The sequence below is a fragment of the Arenibacter hampyeongensis genome (assembly GCF_002909255.1).
In the GTDB taxonomy this organism is placed as follows: domain Bacteria; phylum Bacteroidota; class Bacteroidia; order Flavobacteriales; family Flavobacteriaceae; genus Arenibacter; species Arenibacter hampyeongensis.
This window is the reverse complement of the sequence record NZ_PIOB01000001.1, coordinates 558,896-576,526: the sequence shown is the minus strand read 5'-3', so window position 1 is coordinate 576,526 and position 17,631 is coordinate 558,896. Positions and strand designations below refer to the sequence as shown.

Below are 17,631 nucleotides of genomic sequence, written 5' to 3'. Positions count from 1 at the left end.
ACATTTAACATTTAAAACTTCTTATGATGGATCTACCAAAAACAATGGTTGATCAAATTCTACAGGGGAACTATCATCCACAAGAACCTTCACAATTGTACCTGATATTTCCGATTCAATATCGTTAAATAATTTCATTGCTTCAATAACACATAATACGTCACCTTTATTTATAGTATCTCCTACTTCTACAAAAGTGGGTTTGTCCGGTGAAGGTTTTCTATAGAAGGTTCCAATGATAGGTGATTTTATGGTAATATATTTGGAATTTTCATCAGCTTCCTTTTTTACCTCAACTTCAACTGAAGGAGAGCCTGTAGGTGCCGCAGCCATCTGTTGTGCCATAGGGTTTCCCATAGGAAATTGCTGAACATAAGTTGGTTCATGTGCATGACCGGCAGCTCCGGTCCGGATGGTGATCTTTAAATCCTTCATCTCCAATTTTACTTCGCTAGCCCCAGATTTGGCCACAAATTTAATTAAGCTTTGAATTTCTTTAATATCCATAGAGTTCGTTTTAGTTTATAGGTTGCGTCAGATTTATGAATTGTATGCCCATTTCAAATATATGGAGCCCCAGGTGAATCCACCACCGAAGGCTGCAAAAACCAAATTATCACCTTTTTTAAGCTGACTTTCATAGTCGCTCAATAAAAGTGGAAGGGTAGCGGATGTGGTATTGCCGTACCTCTGTATATTCATCATTACTTTGGAATCTTCCAATCCCATTCTATTGGATGTAGCGTCAATAATTCTTTTGTTCGCCTGATGGGGAATCAACCAATCAACATCATCGTGCGACAAGTTATTGCGCTCCATTATTTTAGCTGCGGAATCTGCCATATTGGTCACCGCAAATTTGAAAACCGATTTTCCGTCCTGATAAATGAAATGCTGACGGTTTTTAACCGTTTCCTCCGAAGCGGGAAGTAACGAGCCACCGGCATCCATTTTAAGGAAATTTCTTCCCACGCCATCAGATCTTAAATATTCGTCCTGAAGACCTAGACCTTCTGTGTTAGGTTCAAAAAGCGCCGCACCGGCTCCATCACCAAAAATTATGCAGGTAGTTCTATCAGTGTAATCTATTATAGAGGACATCTTATCCGCCCCAATAAGCAATACTTTTTTATATCGTCCGGCTTCAATATAACTTGCCGCCGTGGACATTCCATATAAAAAACTGGAACATGCAGCTTGTAGATCATAGGCAAAGGCGTTTGTTGCTCCTATTTCCGAGGCTACATAGGCCGCAGTTGCCGCAACCATCATATCCGGAGTTGCAGTGGCAACAATAATAAGATCAATCTCCTTGGGATCCAATTTCCTTTTCTCCAGAAGTTGCTCTGCAGCTTTTATGGCAAGATAGGATGTTCCCAAACCTTCTCCCTTTAAGATCCTTCTTTCCTTTATACCAGTCCTGGTCGTAATCCATTCATCATTGGTATCCACCAGCGTTTCCAAAATCTTATTAGTCATTACAAAGTCTGGCACATAAGACCCTACAGCAGTAATAGCAGCTGTTATTTTGCTCATCTAAATCTGATTTTTATCAATAAATCTTCAAAAACAATTGAAAATTTGTGAAAATTAGTGATTTTCTGTGACTTTAAGTCCAAAAATACCTTGTTTTTGAATTTTACATCACCCTCATAAAAAAACTCCCACTCTTAAGAAGTGGGAGTCCAAATTATAATGTGCTAGCGTAAATTATGCTACTGCTTCCTCAGTTTTATCTATCAAAACCTCTCCACGGTAGTATAATTTGCCCTCATGCCAATGAGCTCTGTGAAACAAATGCATTTCTCCAGTGGTTGGGTCTTTTGCTACAGTAGGAGCAACCGCCTTATAATGCGTTCTTCTCTTGTCCCTTCTGGTTTTGGAAATTTTTCTTTTAGGATGTGCCATTATGAAACTTATTTATCCGTTAATAATTTTTTTAGTGCGTCCCAACGGGGATCAATTTCTTCTTTGTTTTCCTTTGTTTCTTTTGGTTGGAGTTCTTCCAGCTTGTCCAACACTTCCGATTGCAGGGTGCCGTCCAAAACTCCTGGATGAACTTTTTTAAGTGGAACCGACAACACCAACATTTCATAAACATATTGTGCAATATTGATTTGGTATTCGCTGTGGGGAATAATCAATATTTCATCATTGTCATTGTTGTACTCATCACCAAACTTAACAACCAATTCCAAATCGGCCTTAATTTTTTGATCATAAGCTTCGCTGGTGAGGTCACAATTAACGTTTACCGTTCCCCGTGCCTTCATTTCCAACTCCATCATCGTACTCATTTTGTTCAAGGTTACGTTTAATTTAATATCCGCACCGTTAAACTCATTATACTCAAAAGACTCAAAGAACGTATTATCAAAAGTGTACTCAAATTCGTGTTTTCCCTGTTTCAGTCCCGAAAAAGGAATAATAAACTCCTTATGCTGCATCATGATCACACTGGTTTTAACGTACTCGCCGTAATAAAGGCGGGTGCAAAGATACTATTATTTTGTAAAAAGCCAACAAATAGAGCGAAATAAATATTACACGATCAAATTTCCATAAATCATTGATCTAATGCCCCGTAGGCACCCATATTAAAGCATTACTAAGCCTGCCTTTTTAATTTATGTTTTTTTAAGGGATTGGCTATTAACCCCTTATATTCCTCCCTATTCTTAAAAATAAGTATGGCCATAAAAACCGCTTCCTTAAAAGAGCTATGGTCCGCCTTGCCTTTACCGGCAATTTCATAAGCCGTTCCATGGTCGGGGGAAGTACGAATTTTATTCAGACCTGCCGTATAGTTTACCCCTTTGCCAAAAGATAAGGTTTTGAAAGGTATAAGTCCCTGGTCATGATAAGCCGCCAAAATAGCATCAAAATTCTTATAATTGTCAGACCCAAAAAAACTATCAGCTGAATAAGGCCCAAATACCATATGCCCCTTTTCCGACATTTCTTTGATCACGGGCTTTAATACCTCATCATCTTCTTTACCTATTACCCCATTATCGCCACTGTGGGGGTTTATTCCCAAAAGGGCAATTTTAGGTTTTCTTATCCCAAAATCCATCTTTAGTGAATTGGAAATAGTGGTGATTTTAGAGCGAATCAATTGTGGTGTAATACTGGCGGCAACATCCTTTACCGCAACATGATCCGTAAGTAAACCTACCCTTAAACCATCCGATATCATGAACATTAGGCTTTCACCGTCCAATTCCTGGGCCAAATAATCCGTATGCCCTGGAAATTTAAAATCATCTGCCTGTATGTTGTTTTTGTTTATTGGCGCGGTGACCAAAACGTCTATCTCATCATTTTTTAGGGCCGCTACAGCCGCTTTAAGCGATTGTATGGCATATTTTCCGCTCTCCGGGCTAGGCTCCCCAAACTTTATTTCAGGTGTTTCTTTCCAAACATTTACTACATTAATCTTACCATCTATAGCCTTGGAGGCATCGCTGATTCCATTGTAATTGATCTCAAATCCCAGGTCTGTTTTTTGATGTGAGAGGGTTTTGTTGGATGCAAAAATAACCGGTGTGCAGAAATCCAACATACGGGAATCTTCAAACGTCTTAAGCACTACTTCGCACCCAATCCCATTTAAATCCCCAATGGATATCCCCAATTTTATCTTTCCAGTTTCCTGCATTTTGCGTTTTCGTTTAATAGGAAATAAACCCCTAAATTTACAACACAAAACTACTTAATTTAAACGACACATGTTTACTGGGATTATTGAAACTTTGGGAGAAGTAAAAAAATTGGAAAAAGAGGGAGGCAATCTTCATATTACCTTAAGATCTAAGGTTACCCCAGAACTAAAAATAGACCAAAGTGTTGCCCATAACGGAGTATGCCTAACTGTCGTAAAAATAGAAGCAGATCAATATACCGTAACCGCTATTGAAGAGACCTTGAACAAAACCAACTTGAACGATCTTGTTGAGGGCGATCTTGTAAATCTAGAACGTGCCATGGTCCTAGGGGCCAGATTGGACGGTCATATAGTGCAGGGACATGTAGACCAAACCGGGCAATGCATTAAGATTGAAGAAAAAGATGGCAGCTGGTTCTTTACCTTTAGCTATGATTCCAAACAAAACAATGTTACCATAGAAAAGGGGTCCATAACCATAGATGGGACTAGCTTGACCGTAGTTGGGTCTAGGAAAGACAGCTTTAGTGTTGCCATAATTCCTTATACCTATGAGCATACCCGATTTGGAAGTTATAAGATAGGAACAAGGATAAATCTCGAGTTTGATGTAATAGGGAAGTACGTTTCCAGATTATTGGAGCTTAGAAGTTAAAAACCGTAGAACACAATCTCAAAATTCTCAGATCACTTAAGGGAGTTTTTAAAAAATTATAGTAATTTAATCATCTACAATATTATACGGATTAATTCTTATGCTTTACGTACTAATTGGAACAGGCCTTCTGTTCATCGCCATGGCATTTCTAGTTACCAAAAACAATGCAAAATATCTTCTTTCCGGATATAACAGCATGAATGAAGTAGAAAGAGAAAAGGTCGACCTAAGATCCTACATCCCGTATTTTAAAAAATTTCACCTGTTTCTGGGAAGTTCCTTTATTCTTCTTGGCCTGCTACTACATTTTGTCATCGGCGAAACCGCAAGCGGAATATTTATGGGTGTTTATCCTATTCTCGCCTATGTGTACTTCATGTGGGGAAGCAGTAAATATTGGCAAGGTTCCAGCAATAAATGGAATAAAATTGGCATTTACGTTCTTGTGTCAACTTTGATCCTTGTAGTTGGACTTTTTGCCATGGGATTTAAGGAAAATCATATAATCATTTCATCGAATTCTATCCAATTTCAGGGCAGCTATGGGGAATCCCTAGGTCCGTCAGAAATAAAATCTGTCTCACTAGTAAATGAACTTCCAAAAATTACATCAAAATCCAACGGATTTGCCATAGGAAATATCAGGAAAGGATATTTTAATACCAGTGCAGGAGAGAAAGTAAAATTGATACTGAACTCCGATAGCAAGGCGTACTTGCTTATTACAAAAGCAACGGGAGATAAGATTTACTTCAGTGCAAAGGAAAAACCTAGCATTGACATCTATAATGAATTAAAAAATGCCTTCCCAAAGCACATTGAATAGTAGAGGATTACCTGCCGTCCAAATGATGACAGCCACTATCGGAGAGGTTAAATACCTGTTTTAAATACAATATTATTTTCAAGAATCGTTATACTTGCAAGATTTGAAGTTTTAATATGCAGTTTAAAAGTGATTATATTAGTTTAAAAGGAAACGTTTTTTCTATCCATTTGGATAGAAACGTAGCCTTTAGATTGGTAGCTCCTCCCAACTACAAGGAATCCCCAAGCCCGTTTCCCGTATTATTAATGAATGATGGCCAAGATTACGTGGGGTTAAATCTGGAAAAAATACTTTCTGAAGCATACAGGGACAAGGCAACCAATCCGTTTGTTTATGTTGGTATAGAAGCCGACAAAAATAGACTTTACGAGTATGGAACTTCAATTTCTGCAGATTTTAAAGGTAGGGGGAACAAGGCACTCCAATACTCCAAATTTATTATAGAAGAATTTGTTCCCTTCCTATGCCAAGAATTTAAAGTCTCCCCTCCAGCTCAGAATTGGGTCTATTGCGGCTTTTCCCTAGGAGGTCTTTCCGCTTTTGATATTGTATTCAACAATTCCCAGTTTTTTGGTAAAGTTGGTGTTTTTAGCGGCTCCTTTTGGTGGCGAAAGAAACCGTATCAGAAGAACGATAAAAAGGATAGAAGCCGAATAACCTTGGAGATGATCAAGAACGCAGATCATAAGGCCCCCATACAATACTTTTTCCAATGTGGCACCGAGGAAGAGACAGAAGACCGCAACAACAATGGTATTATAGACGTCATAGACGATACCATGGATGTCATAAGCGAATTGCAGTTAAAGGGATATTCCTATCCTGGGGATATTTACTATAAAGAGATTGATGGAGGAAAGCACGATCTCAGCACTTGGAGCGCTGTCTTGCCACAATTCTTTAAATGGTCCTTCCAAATGGATTGAATTATACCTTTATAAATATCTTTTTTCTATAGAGTATATATCCCAGTAACACATAAAAAGTGACTACCGAGAGCCCATATAGCAATGAAGAAGTTTCCATTGCCAAAAAATCCTGAACATAAACGGTATTAAAAAGCCAGCCATGCAGGGATGTATCCCCATCTACCTTTATCATACCCATAATTTTGCCGATAAAACTGGAAAGAAAATACAGGACAATGGCATTGGCCCCGGCATATTTAAAAATACTTCCAAACTTAATTCCCTTTACATCGGAGATATAATATATTAGGGCCAAAACTATATTGGCCCAACCAGATGTTACCATTACAAAACTACTGCTCCACAGCGCCTTGTTTATGGGAAAAAATAAATCCCACACATAACCTACAAGCAACATTACAATTCCAAGACCGAACAGAACCACTTCCTTTTTAGCTCTTTTGGAACGCAAAATAAGGCCCGAAAAGATCCCCATTAACGCGGTAGCTATTGATGGTAAAGTACTTAATAAGCCTTCTGGATCATAATCCGTCTTATAGCTATGGGTTCCAAAAACAAGTACATCCAAATAATTGGCCAAATTGTTCGGGGCACGTTCAAAGGTAGATTCCATTCCGTTGACCGGCAGAAAGCCCATCACTAACCAATATCCTATCAACAGAAATGAACAAATACCAACTAGGGATTTCCAATTAAAATTGATGAACAAAATTGAAGCAAAGAAAAATACTACGCCAATGCGTTGAAGAACCCCGGGAAAACGAATGCTTTCGAAATTCTTGAAGAAAGGAAAGTGAATGGTAAAAGCTCCCAAGAACAAGCCCAGCCCTACAAGTTTCAGTGCCCTAATCGTAATTTTCTTATAAGTACTTGAATCTACAGCCTTATTTTGATAAGAGAATACAATGGAACAGCCGACAATAAACAGAAAGAATGGAAAAACCAGATCTGTAGGAGTATATCCGTGCCAAGGGGCATGTAAAAATGGAGCGTACACATGTGACCATGTCCCTGGAGTATTTACCAAAATCATAAGAACAATGGTAAGTCCCCTAAAGATATCTACGGAAATTATTCTATTCTGTATATTCATTCCTGCTTGGTGGCTGACCAGCTATATATTATAAATCATTAAGTACTATAGAATATGATCTTTCATTTTGTTCCAAGCCCGTGCCAACAATAATCCGGATACAATGGCCACAACGGTCAAAATAATGGCATTGGTGGTTTTTCCATATATCCAATAGCCGGTAGCGAACATACAGGAATATATTAATATACAACCCAATAACATGGCTGTAATACCAGCAGGAACACTCCATTTTTCCTTGGTGTTTACAATCTCTACATTTTCATCTTTAGCCTCCTTGATCACCTTGGACCAACCAGGTCCTCCCGGTTGTATTTTTTTGTAAAAATCCTGCAATACCTGCTTGGATTCCGGTTGGGTCATAAAGGTCGCTCCCAACCAAATAATGGTGGTAACCAATACCACGAACGGATACTCCGCCCAATCTGGGAAAACACCTGTTTCCGCAGCAAACAACAAAGGTCCTACAGCCGTTAATTTTAATATGATGGATATAATTCCTGAAGCAAACATAGCCGTAATCTCGCTCCAGGCATTGATTCTCCACCAGAACCATCTTAAAATAAAGATAAGTCCGGTACCCGCGCCAAATACCAAGAGTACTTCAAATAACTGTAAGGCATTTTGCAAAAGCAAGGCCAATGCAGCACTGAAGACCATTAATATAACCGTAGATATTCTACCAACGGCAACCAATCTTTTCTCAGAGGCGTTTGGATTTATCTGTTGTTTATAGAAGTCATAAACAATATAAGAGGAGCCCCAATTTAATTGCGTGGATATGGTACTCATATAAGCAGCGATCAAAGAGGCCAATACCAAGCCCAATAATCCGCTGGGCAATTTGGTCAACATAGCAGAATAGGCCAAATCATGACCCAATTTATCAACAGCAACATTAGGGAAGGCCTCATGAATACTTGCTATGTCCGGGTATACTACCAATGATGCCAATGCCACCAAAATCCATGGCCAAGGGCGTAAGGCGTAGTGCATAATGTTGAAGAAGAAAGTGGCTCCAATGGCATGGTTTTCATTTTTGGCCGCCAACATACGTTGGGCTATATACCCTCCACCACCTGGTTCTGCTCCAGGGTACCATGAACTCCACCACTGTACTGCCAAGGGAATTATAAATAGGGTAATTAATGCTTTTTTATTACTAAAATCAGGTAGTATGGAGAGTTTGTCCGCCACATGTTCGTTGGCCATTAGGGCTTCAATTCCTCCCACTTCTGGAATATTGACCAAATAATACGCTGCTCCTATGGCACCACCCATCGCAACAAAGAACAGTAGGAAATCGGTATATACTACTCCTTTAAATCCTCCCAAGGCGCTAAAGGTCACAGTAATTAATCCGGCGCTCACCACGGTTACCCATGGTTCCAGTCCCAACATAATACCCCCAATTTTGATTGCCGCCAAAGTAACGGCAGACATGGTTATCACATTAAATATTACTCCCAAATAAACAGCCCTGAATTTTCTTAAAAAGCTTGCCGGTTTACCGCCGTAACGCAGTTCATAGAATTCCAAATCCGTATTAACATTGGATTTCCTCCAAAGTTTTGCATAGACAAAGACAGTCAATAAACCTGTCAATAGAAAGGCCCACCAAACCCAGTTTCCAGAAACTCCATTGGTACGAACAATATCGGTAACCAAATTGGGCGTATCGGTAGAAAAGGTCGTGGCCACCATGGAAAGACCTAACAGCCACCATGGCATGGTTCTGCCGGAAAGAAAATATTCCGAAGAACTTGCTCCAGATTTTTTGGAGACATAGATTCCGATAAATAAAACAATCGAGAAAAAAACAACTATAAAACTGTAGTCAAGAGTACTTAATTCCATCAGTTTGGTTTTGGTTTGAGAATAAGAACTAAAGATAAATTTTTTTGGGATACTTTTGCCCTTTGTTCGCTAAATGTCACATATGATTCTCTCAACAGCACTAGATATCACCACAACGGCTTGGGCGCTTGCCTTAACTGCCGCATTTGTAATTGGAATTTCAAAAGCCGGTATTAAGGGGATCGCCATCATAAATGTGACTCTAATGGCATTGGCCTTTGGAGCAAAAGAATCAACAGGACTGATAGTCCCCTTACTTTTAGTAGGAGATGCCTTTGCCGTTATATACTACAACAGACACGCACAGTGGAAGTATATAGTTGCCTTTTTACCTTGGATGATTCTAGGCATATTTATTGGCACTGCTATTGGAAAAGATTTACCGGAAACCACTTTTAAGATCAGCATGGCCGTCATTATATTGGGTACGGTCATAATGATGTACTGGTGGGATAGAAAAAAATCCAAAAACGTTCCTACTCATTGGGCCTTTGCTGGTTTTATTGGCACCATGGCAGGTATTACTACCATGATAGGCAATTTGGCCGGGGCTTTTTCAAACATTTATTTTTTGGCTATGAGACTGCCTAAAAATGAGTTTATTGGAACAGCGGCCTGGCTTTTTTTTATTGTGAACATCTTTAAACTGCCCTTTCATATATTTATTTGGAAGACCATAACACCAGAAACCCTGTTAATTAATCTAAAATTGGTTCCAGGAATTATTTTGGGGATCATTGTCGGCGTAAGATTGGTGAGAATCATAAAAGAACAATTCTACCGGAAGATGATTTTGATCCTTACCGCTATTGGGGCCTTTCTAATTCTTTTCAGGTAATAAGCAATTAAAAAAGCTGGTGCAATGCACCAGCTCTTCAACCAGACTAACTCAAACTAATACTAACTCAAACTTTTCGAAACAAAAATCGCTTTAAAAAACCGACTAAAAGTTAAGTAAACTTCAAGCTTACATTACCAAAAGTATTGCCTCTACCCCTTAAGGATCAGTATAATTCCAACACCTTAATTCTCAGCCAGATATTTTATGCATTTCCTGATAATTATCATATTCTAAGAACTCATTTCGTATAAAATTTGTCGATTCATATTTGGACTGTACAATGCCAGGTAGTTATCCTATGATTGGATACCTCTAGTGTAAACATTTAGTTGAAAAACTTGAACAGCCCAACAAAAAATGCTAAAATGAATAAACATAGCTTTCATATCCCGGTTATGGGAATTGGGTTTACCATAGATACTCCCTTAAAAGTTTCCCACTTAGGTATAGATTCCGTTATTTCTTTGGTCGATGACATCCTTATCGAAAAATTAAGGAAAATGTACTGTGAAAAATTGGAGCTCCCTTATCAAGAGATTTCAGACAAGCTGGATGATTTTAGAGCGAAAAGAATTACCAGTTATCTCAACCTGATAAATGACGCGGCACACAAAAAATTTGAGGACTTAAAAAATTGTGTGCAAGAAACAGGAAATGAAATAAAGGAATATTTAGGCCTTTTACCAAACGCCTTTTCTCTCCAGCTAGAATTTGAAAAACTGACTACCGGCGATTTCAGTGCTGCGGAAATTAAAAAATGGTTGAAGGAGAATTTGACCATGGGCAGTATAGACGTAAATATTATGACCAAGGTGGACAAGGAGAATTTTATCAAAAAAGTTAAGCTGCCTACCGAATTTAATGATGCCCATGCCGCACTGCGCGGATATGCCAATAGCGAACTAAATTCCTCCGTTATTCTTTCTGCGGGAATGAACCCCCGACTTTATAGTTACCTGGAAAATTTCGATGATTTTTTTCCCGATGAAAACGGAAATATTAAAAAGAAGATAGTTTTAAAGGTAAGCGATTATAGGTCTGCACTTATTCAAGGTAAGTTCTTGGCCAAAAAAGGAATTTGGGTGTCGGAGTATAGAATAGAATCCGGTCTTAATTGTGGCGGACATGCCTTTGCTACCGACGGGTATTTAATGGGGCCTATAATGGCCGAGTTCAGGGACAACAAACGAGCTTATATAGAGGAAATACATGAAATTTTAATTCCTGCACTGGTCAACAAGGACCGGACAGTACCAAAACAAAATCTATCCCTAAAAATAACTGCCCAAGGCGGTGTAGGCACCGTTGAGGAACACGAATTTCTATTGGATCATTACAAGGTAGACTCTGTTGGTTGGGGAACGCCATTTCTATTGGTCCCGGAGGCCACTACAGTGGATAAGGCAACACTGGAGAAATTGGTTGCGGCGAAAGAAGAAGATTTGTACTTAAGTGATATTTCCCCATTGGGAGTACCCTTCCATAACCTTCGTGGAAACACCAAGGATTTGGAAAAATTAAAAAATATAGATAAGGATAGACCTGGAAGCTCCTGCCCAAAGAAATTTGTGGCCTTGAACAAGGACTACTCGGAAAAAGGGCTCTGTACAGCGTCAAGGCAATACCAACATTTAAAAATTAAGGAGCTGGATGACCAAAATTTAACAGAAAAGGAATACGCGGGAAGATTGAATAAAATTACAGAGAAATCATGTACCTGTGTTGGACTCGGTACCTCTGCCCTTTTGGCCTATGGCCTGGATACCAAAACCGAAGGACCAGGCGTATCTATATGCCCCGGACCCAATATGGCCTATTATTCCAAAATAATGACCTTAAAGGAAATGGTAGACCATATTTACGGGCGTGGAAATGTGATTTCCAGAACCGATAGACCCCATATGTTTATTAAGGAACTTGGAATTTACCTTGATTATCTTAAAAATAAAATTGAAGAATCGCGGTATTCCATGAATAAGAAACAAGAGAAATACCTGTTGACATTTACCCATAATTTAAATGATGGCATCGGCTATTACCAACAATTATTTGCAGGTCTTAAAGGACAATTTGAACAATTAAAAGGTTCTATTCTAGCGGAATTGACCCATGGCCTAAAAACATTGGAAGGCTTTAAACTAGAAATTGAGGCACTTTCTTTATCTGAGGTTTAAGGAACTTTATTTTAATTATAACCTGAAATATTTAATGATTCCAGGTTATAATTAAAATGGGCTATTTATGAAAAGGAATGAATCTTTTTGTAACTGTTTTCCTCGAAAGTAAAATAGGCTCCCCTTCAAAACTATGGTCATTTAATTCCACCCCCAAGGACCTTAATACTGTTGGGGCTATCTGATTTGAATATAATTGTTTCTGAGAAGTGATTTCCCCCAAGGGGCTCACCCCTTTACCAAAAGCAACTATCCATACTTGGTCTGCTCCATTAATATCCCCACCGTGACTTTTCCATGTTTCCAAGGGTTGGGTACCTCGACCGTGGTCCGTGGTAATGATAAAAGTGGTATTGTTTTTATAAAAGTTGTCCTGTTGCACGAATTGCCACAATTCCTTAATTAAACCGTCCGTATTATTGGCGGATTTTAAATAAGCTTCATAATCCCCATCATGGGCAAAATCATCTGTTTCCCCATAGGAGATATACACGAATTTTGGATGCTCTTTTTTCATATATTCCAACGCATAATAATGCGTAAATGCATCCAACCGCACCGACTCCCAGGGGCTCGGCACTTGCGGTTGAAGCTGATTCAGGAATATTTCGCGATCCGTTAAATTAGCACCCTTGGCAATCTCAAAACCAGCATTGACGGGAACTCCGGAACGCTCCTCATTTATGATAAAGGGAAAAACGTCCCAACTGCCAAAAGCTGCTACTTTTCCCTTATACATTGGTATATTATTGATTCGTTCCAAAATGGTCTTATTGGGATTATTTATCTTCTCATTGCTGGTAAGGCGCTTATCGTCCGCCGCACCGGTTAAAATCTCGTTGTATCCGGGATAGGAGAACCACATGGTATTCGTTAAATTTACCTTGCTACCTTTAGATCTATCACCATGAAATTGACCCATTTTAACAACTTCATTCCAAAAAAAAGGCAATAACAGCGATCGTCTTTCTTCTGGAGTTGCTTTCCAATAATGGGATTTTAAAGCAGTAGTATCCCGTACATAATCCTTGTTGGTTACCAATAGGGAATCGGCACCTGAAAATAGTTCCTGCCACCTAAAGCCGTCCAAGGTTATTAGAACCACATTGGGAGCATCATTGGTCTGGGCAGTAAGGGAGCCAAAAAGTCCCAATAAAATTAGGACAAGTACGGAGTTAATGGAATTCTTCATGCCTTTTGGTCTTATTAAATTATTCATTATTGGTGTTAAAGGAAGCCGTATTGGACCAGTCGCTCCAATTCAAATTTTGATCACGGTAACGAACTCTCCAAAAATAAGTGGTATTTGGTTTCAATCTATTCGTTTTTTCATCGGTAAGGTCATCATCCTTTTGCCTGTTTTCCTTGTAGTACCAATTTTCAAATTGCTTCCAGCTATCAAAAATTGGCTTTTCAAAATCATTGCTTTCGGCAATTTGCCAGTGGGAGGCGGCGTGAAATGCATTGTTAAATGTAGTATTGAATTGCCCTGCTTTTAATGTTGTCCCTGTAAAACTTACTGTTTCATCCTTGGGTGAGATGGCGGTTGGAGCAATGGGCTTTCTTTCCTTCTTATAAATGACTATGCTGTCCCGGAGTTCATTTTTACGCTCCAGCTCTTCATTGCCCTGACTAATTCTCTTAATGGTAAATTTAGGGTCTTCCTGGCTACCATCTACCTCAACCATCACAAAACCATACTCGTCCTGGGTTACCGTAAATTCATCATAATCCCTGCCTTCAAATTCGCCCCAATTGTCAATGGCCCCTCCTGCAGAAGCTACATTGATCCACAAGTGTTTATGGTCTTTGGACTGTCCTCTTGAATAGCCGTGGGTATGCCCAAAAAAGTGAATACTGGGTTTGCCGGTCTTGGTGGTAAATGCTTCCAATAGGGCTACCACTTTTCCTGTAAAATCCTCTTCCCCTGGAATCCAAAGTTCCGATTTATGGGGATGGTGCAGTTGAGCAAAAACAAAATCCACCTCCTCGTTCTTGGCCGTTTCGTCCAAGAGTTTTTGCAGCCACTCATACTGATCTCTACTATTGTTGTATCCGTCATTGGAGTTAAGCCCTATTATCCTGGTATTGCCATAATCCTTAAACCACCAATGTTCCGCATAGGCATGTGTACCGTTTTCAGGAAGACTGAAGTACTTAAAGTAGAATACAGAATTTTTTTCATGATTCCCCAAAACCGGGTAGACCGGCACCTCGGCAAATAATTTTTCAGCGGGATTAAAAAAGTGTTCTTTCCATTGGTAATACTTTGTGCCATTCTCCACCAGATCGCCAGGAATCATCACCATGGCCAAATTGTTGGGGAGATTCCCCTTAAACTCCTTTTTTAAATATTGCAATATGCCATCATTGACCACCTCGGAGAATTTATTGGGATTATTATGGTCTATCTGCATATCACTCATAGCCACAATTTTAAAGGACTCATGGTCACTGGAAAAGGGTGGGGTTTTAAATTGAAAAATGTCCGAAACTATCTTTCCAGTTTTAACACGATAGTAGTATTCGGTAAAACGCTTTAATCCTTCCAATCTAACCTCGTGAATACGGGATTCACTAAAATTGATATCATAGGCAATACCCTTGGTCTTTTTTCCCAGCTTAGATGTTGATCCCCATTCTACAATGCTTTCCTCTCCCATTGAAGTTTCCCACATAATTTTGATGGAATTGGGCTCTGCATCCTGAAGATAGGGCTGAATTAAAATTTCTTCCTTTGCATTTTGGGCACCTCCAAATAAATGGAATGCCATGGCAAAAAACAACACTGCTGTACTCTTAATGTTCATCTGTTTGTTTAAAATTTAATAGACTCTTTTGTCAAAAATGATAGTATTTAATTCATTCGGGGTCATAAAGGTCTGGACTCCTCCCGACCAGACAAGGTCCACAAATGTCCCCCCTCGAATCTGTGTAGGCAGACAAGCACAGTCCAGTGGCTATTTTAATTAGGAATTCACCATTGCCAAGCTTTCATCCAGTATATTTAAGGCCGAATCCAGTTCTCTTCTACTTATGGTAAGTGCTGGTGACAATTGCAGCACGTTGCCCGCAGAAACCTTAAAGCTAAGGCCTCGTTTTAAACATTCGTACATGACCACCTCAGCTTCATCTATGGCCTTTTCCTTGGTTTTCTTATCCTTTACCAATTCTACACCCCACAATAGTCCCATTCCCCTAACATCCCCAATAATAGGATATTTTAACTGTAATGCGGCCAGTGACGTTTTAAGGTATCTTTCATCTGCCTTGACCTTGTCCAATATTTTTTCATTTTCCAAAAAGGCAATGGTACCAAGCGCTGCTACGGCACCTAATGGGCTTTTTTCATGGGTATAATGTCCTAGGGAAATATCCCCAAACTTGTTGTATTCATCCCTAGTAATGATTGCGGCCTGTGGAAATATCCCGCCGCCCAATCCTTTCCCAATACACAATATATCGGGTTCAATTCCATAATGTTCAAAAACGAACATCTTGCCTGTTCTGCCAAGCGCAATTGGGATTTCATCCAAAATAAGTAACACCCCATATTTGGTGCAAAGCTCCCTAGCCTTCTTCCAAAATGCTTTGGAAGGCAATTGCACATCCGTATTCCTGATAGTTTCAGCAATAAAGGCGCCAATATCTCCCTCCTTTGCGAATACGTACTCCAAATATTCCAGACATTTTTCCTCATTATCCTCAAAAATTCCACGATAGGTTACTGGGGGAGGAATGCGTTCCACACCGGGCATCAACGGCCCCATAGACTCCCTGAAGACCGCTTCCCCGCCTACGCTGATGGCATCCAAGGAGGCCCCATGGAAAGAATCCCAAAAAGAAACCACTTTAAACCTGCCCGTGACCGCCCTCGCTAATTTTAGGGCAATACCTATGGAAGAACTTCCATTGGGGGTCAAGAGAACCCTATTTAAATCTGAAGGCGCCAAGGAGGCCAATTTTTCTGCAAAATCAATGGCAGGGACATTGGTATACCGTCTTGGGGAAAAAGGCAAAACTTTTAATTGTTCAATAATTTTTTCAATAAGTTGTGGATTGGCATACCCCACTTGATGCACGTTATTGCCATGGAAATCCAGGTACTTTTTCCCGGATATGTTTTCAATATAGGGCCCCTCACAACTCTGTAAAACATCCAGACATGGAGTGGACATGGATTGGTGAAGAAAATATCGGGCATCCCGATCCAAAATTTGTTTGGTTTCCTCGCTAATCTCAGAGTCCATCCATGCAGCACGTGCCGGAGTAAAATTAATATCTCCTTCTGTCTTTTTGTTCTGGGCACCAATACCTGAATTATCTTGCTTCATAAGGTCCATATTTTGCTATTATTTCTCGTTTTTTTGAGTCATCATTTAGGATGTAAATATCATATCTACTGCCTTGGTTATATACGCGGACTACTATATGTCCGTTCTGACTTTTATATTGATTCAGCCTATCGCCTATCACATCTTTAAGGGGTTGCAACATAACCGTAGAAAACATATCCCGCTCCCCGGGATAGAGCTCTTTTGATGCGATTCTCCTTAGCACTTCCTCACCTGGGTGGTCCGATGACCAATTTTGTTGAATCCATACCCTGGGTCTAAGTGTTCTTACAAAGAATACGTTTTGGGAATCCCTGTTCCCGTGATGGTTCAGTGTGGCAACATCCACTGGCCCTATTACTGGCGCTACATGCGATTCCAAGGAATTTAAATCTGTTTGTCCAAAGGCATCGATACCGCTAATATCCCCTCCGGTAAAATAATCGAACTCCCCATAGGTGATTTTTAGGCATGTGCTTAAAGGGTTTTCGCCAAGATACTCCCCTTTGGAAAATAAAGAATAATAATCCTCATTTTCACCGGTCCAGACATTTCCATTTACTGCAATATTACGCACTGAAAAATTGGGGAAATTATTAGGGCTTTTTTTTAGATTGATTTGGTTTATAGCCCCTGGTTCTAGGGTTTCATAAAGCAAGCCATTCTTCTTGGCGTGATAATCCATATAACTCCAATACTCCTGCAATGTTTCTATAATGCTATAGGAATCGTTCGCTTTTATTTCCTTCTGTACCACAGGGTTTTTTAGATCGATGGGGTTACTACTTCCCCGGTCTAAATGGGTTTTGATGGGCAACAAACTTCCCACCTCCATCATTCCCGTCAAGGCATAGTTCCCTTTTGGATGCCTTTTCCTGTTAACATCCATTTCCCCAAAATGGTCGTCATGGAAATGGGTGATTAATCCATAATCCAGTTGGATGGGTTGATTCTTTGGAAAAAATTGATGTATATAATCCACGATCCATTGGGGAGCAGATTTGGAGTTATCTGGTTTTTGTACCGCATTTCTTGCAGACAAAGTTCTGGGATGGGTTTCGGACATGTCGCCTGCGTCCACCAAGAGGGTGGTGGCATCCGGAAAAATAAAAAAAGCGGCATCCCCACGGCCTGTATTAATGTGATGAATATCCAGAATCCCCTCTTCCCATTGGGGCAATTGCCCTCCTTTGTCTTGGGCCGTTACCACCATAATGGACAAAAGAAAGAATATCAGCTTCATTGACAA

16 protein-coding genes are annotated in these 17,631 nt (G+C 39.7%); 5 read left to right on the top strand and 11 right to left on the bottom strand.

Translation table 11 applies throughout. From position 1 onward, the window contains the following. Nucleotides 1-21 precede the first annotated feature (21 nt). The 5 genes from accB to pdxA all read right to left on the bottom strand — a co-directional run bounded on the left by accB (nucleotide 22) and on the right by pdxA (nucleotide 3,661). Entirely contained in the window at nucleotides 22-507 is a 486-nt protein-coding gene (gene accB / locus CWD91_RS02290; protein ID WP_103439314.1) for an acetyl-CoA carboxylase biotin carboxyl carrier protein, read from the bottom strand. Nucleotides 508-540: 33 nt separating this feature from the next. Next, nucleotides 541-1,536: a beta-ketoacyl-ACP synthase III gene (locus CWD91_RS02285; protein ID WP_103439313.1), complete on the bottom strand. Its 996-nt coding sequence runs from the start codon at nucleotides 1,534-1,536 to the stop codon at nucleotides 541-543. A 174-nt stretch (nucleotides 1,537-1,710) separates the two neighbouring features. Then, nucleotides 1,711-1,908 carry a 50S ribosomal protein L32 gene (gene rpmF / locus CWD91_RS02280; RefSeq protein ID WP_103439312.1) on the bottom strand — a complete coding sequence of 66 codons (198 nt, stop codon included), beginning with the start codon at nucleotides 1,906-1,908 and terminating at the stop codon, nucleotides 1,711-1,713. A gap of 8 nt (nucleotides 1,909-1,916) precedes the next feature. Continuing rightward, nucleotides 1,917-2,450: a YceD family protein gene (locus CWD91_RS02275; protein ID WP_103439311.1), complete on the bottom strand. Its 534-nt coding sequence runs from the start codon at nucleotides 2,448-2,450 to the stop codon at nucleotides 1,917-1,919. Between the two features lie 158 nt (nucleotides 2,451-2,608). Then, on the bottom strand, nucleotides 2,609-3,661 hold the full coding sequence (gene pdxA / locus CWD91_RS02270) for a 4-hydroxythreonine-4-phosphate dehydrogenase PdxA (protein ID WP_103439310.1): 1,053 nt from the start codon (nucleotides 3,659-3,661) through the stop codon (nucleotides 2,609-2,611). A gap of 70 nt (nucleotides 3,662-3,731) precedes the next feature. Here pdxA and CWD91_RS02265 point away from each other — a divergent pair, with 70 nt between their 5' ends. From CWD91_RS02265 to CWD91_RS02255, 3 genes are all read left to right on the top strand, one after another. Continuing rightward, the gene (locus CWD91_RS02265; RefSeq protein ID WP_103439309.1) at nucleotides 3,732-4,322 is read left to right on the top strand and encodes a riboflavin synthase; all 591 of its coding nucleotides are present in this window, start codon (nucleotides 3,732-3,734) and stop codon (nucleotides 4,320-4,322) included. Between the two features lie 100 nt (nucleotides 4,323-4,422). Then, nucleotides 4,423-5,151, top strand: a complete 729-nt coding sequence (locus CWD91_RS02260; protein ID WP_103439308.1) for a DUF3784 domain-containing protein — start codon at nucleotides 4,423-4,425, stop codon at nucleotides 5,149-5,151. A gap of 116 nt (nucleotides 5,152-5,267) precedes the next feature. Beyond that, the gene (locus tag CWD91_RS02255; protein ID WP_103439307.1) at nucleotides 5,268-6,080 is read left to right on the top strand and encodes an alpha/beta hydrolase; all 813 of its coding nucleotides are present in this window, start codon (nucleotides 5,268-5,270) and stop codon (nucleotides 6,078-6,080) included. 1 nt (nucleotide 6,081) lies between these two features. On the opposite strand, the gene CWD91_RS02250 is transcribed toward CWD91_RS02255, so the two are convergent. Both CWD91_RS02250 and CWD91_RS02245 read right to left on the bottom strand, forming a co-directional pair. Beyond that, nucleotides 6,082-7,176, bottom strand: a complete 1,095-nt coding sequence (locus tag CWD91_RS02250) for an acyltransferase family protein (protein ID WP_103439306.1) — start codon at nucleotides 7,174-7,176, stop codon at nucleotides 6,082-6,084. A gap of 45 nt (nucleotides 7,177-7,221) precedes the next feature. Further along, a complete protein-coding gene (locus CWD91_RS02245; protein ID WP_103439305.1) occupies nucleotides 7,222-9,033 on the bottom strand; it encodes a sodium:solute symporter family protein in 1,812 nt (603 codons plus the stop codon). A gap of 82 nt (nucleotides 9,034-9,115) precedes the next feature. Here CWD91_RS02245 and CWD91_RS02240 point away from each other — a divergent pair, with 82 nt between their 5' ends. Then, nucleotides 9,116-9,871 carry a sulfite exporter TauE/SafE family protein gene (locus CWD91_RS02240; protein ID WP_103439304.1) on the top strand — a complete coding sequence of 252 codons (756 nt, stop codon included), beginning with the start codon at nucleotides 9,116-9,118 and terminating at the stop codon, nucleotides 9,869-9,871. A gap of 368 nt (nucleotides 9,872-10,239) precedes the next feature. Continuing rightward, on the top strand, nucleotides 10,240-12,048 hold the full coding sequence (locus CWD91_RS02235) for a hypothetical protein (protein WP_192877624.1): 1,809 nt from the start codon (nucleotides 10,240-10,242) through the stop codon (nucleotides 12,046-12,048). 61 nt (nucleotides 12,049-12,109) lie between these two features. On the opposite strand, the gene CWD91_RS02230 is transcribed toward CWD91_RS02235, so the two are convergent. The 4 genes from CWD91_RS02230 to CWD91_RS02215 all read right to left on the bottom strand — a co-directional run bounded on the left by CWD91_RS02230 (nucleotide 12,110) and on the right by CWD91_RS02215 (nucleotide 17,625). After that, nucleotides 12,110-13,267, bottom strand: a complete 1,158-nt coding sequence (locus tag CWD91_RS02230) for an alkaline phosphatase family protein (RefSeq protein WP_239985621.1) — start codon at nucleotides 13,265-13,267, stop codon at nucleotides 12,110-12,112. Beyond that, on the bottom strand, nucleotides 13,260-14,858 hold the full coding sequence (locus tag CWD91_RS02225) for a fibronectin type III domain-containing protein (RefSeq protein WP_103439303.1): 1,599 nt from the start codon (nucleotides 14,856-14,858) through the stop codon (nucleotides 13,260-13,262). The genes CWD91_RS02230 and CWD91_RS02225 overlap by 8 nt, the downstream gene beginning before the upstream one ends. A 159-nt stretch (nucleotides 14,859-15,017) precedes the next feature. Further along, entirely contained in the window at nucleotides 15,018-16,382 is a 1,365-nt protein-coding gene (pbfA, locus tag CWD91_RS02220; RefSeq protein WP_103439302.1) for a (R)-1-hydroxy-2-aminoethylphosphonate ammonia-lyase, read from the bottom strand. Continuing rightward, nucleotides 16,369-17,625 carry a ComEC/Rec2 family competence protein gene (locus tag CWD91_RS02215; protein WP_239985619.1) on the bottom strand — a complete coding sequence of 419 codons (1,257 nt, stop codon included), beginning with the start codon at nucleotides 17,623-17,625 and terminating at the stop codon, nucleotides 16,369-16,371. Before CWD91_RS02215 ends, pbfA begins: the two co-directional genes overlap by 14 nt. Nucleotides 17,626-17,631 lie beyond the last annotated feature (6 nt).

What these genes read in the sequence shown, in the direction of transcription:
- CWD91_RS02235 (WP_192877624.1), top strand. Translation starts at nt 10,240, where the DNA reads ATGAATAAACATAGCTTTCATATCCCGGTTATGGGAATTGGGTTTACC.
- CWD91_RS02255 (WP_103439307.1), top strand. Translation starts at nt 5,268, where the DNA reads ATGCAGTTTAAAAGTGATTATATTAGTTTAAAAGGAAACGTTTTTTCT.
- CWD91_RS02275 (WP_103439311.1), bottom strand. Translation starts at nt 2,450, where the DNA reads ATGATGCAGCATAAGGAGTTTATTATTCCTTTTTCGGGACTGAAACAG.
- CWD91_RS02215 (WP_239985619.1), bottom strand. Translation starts at nt 17,625, where the DNA reads ATGAAGCTGATATTCTTTCTTTTGTCCATTATGGTGGTAACGGCCCAA.
- CWD91_RS02250 (WP_103439306.1), bottom strand. Translation starts at nt 7,176, where the DNA reads ATGAATATACAGAATAGAATAATTTCCGTAGATATCTTTAGGGGACTT.
- CWD91_RS02245 (WP_103439305.1), bottom strand. Translation starts at nt 9,033, where the DNA reads ATGGAATTAAGTACTCTTGACTACAGTTTTATAGTTGTTTTTTTCTCG.
- pdxA (WP_103439310.1), bottom strand. Translation starts at nt 3,661, where the DNA reads ATGCAGGAAACTGGAAAGATAAAATTGGGGATATCCATTGGGGATTTA.
- CWD91_RS02265 (WP_103439309.1), top strand. Translation starts at nt 3,732, where the DNA reads ATGTTTACTGGGATTATTGAAACTTTGGGAGAAGTAAAAAAATTGGAA.
- CWD91_RS02260 (WP_103439308.1), top strand. Translation starts at nt 4,423, where the DNA reads ATGCTTTACGTACTAATTGGAACAGGCCTTCTGTTCATCGCCATGGCA.
- pbfA (WP_103439302.1), bottom strand. Translation starts at nt 16,382, where the DNA reads ATGAAGCAAGATAATTCAGGTATTGGTGCCCAGAACAAAAAGACAGAA.
- accB (WP_103439314.1), bottom strand. Translation starts at nt 507, where the DNA reads ATGGATATTAAAGAAATTCAAAGCTTAATTAAATTTGTGGCCAAATCT.
- CWD91_RS02240 (WP_103439304.1), top strand. Translation starts at nt 9,116, where the DNA reads ATGATTCTCTCAACAGCACTAGATATCACCACAACGGCTTGGGCGCTT.
- rpmF (WP_103439312.1), bottom strand. Translation starts at nt 1,908, where the DNA reads ATGGCACATCCTAAAAGAAAAATTTCCAAAACCAGAAGGGACAAGAGA.
- CWD91_RS02230 (WP_239985621.1), bottom strand. Translation starts at nt 13,267, where the DNA reads ATGAATAATTTAATAAGACCAAAAGGCATGAAGAATTCCATTAACTCC.
- CWD91_RS02285 (WP_103439313.1), bottom strand. Translation starts at nt 1,536, where the DNA reads ATGAGCAAAATAACAGCTGCTATTACTGCTGTAGGGTCTTATGTGCCA.
- CWD91_RS02225 (WP_103439303.1), bottom strand. Translation starts at nt 14,858, where the DNA reads ATGAACATTAAGAGTACAGCAGTGTTGTTTTTTGCCATGGCATTCCAT.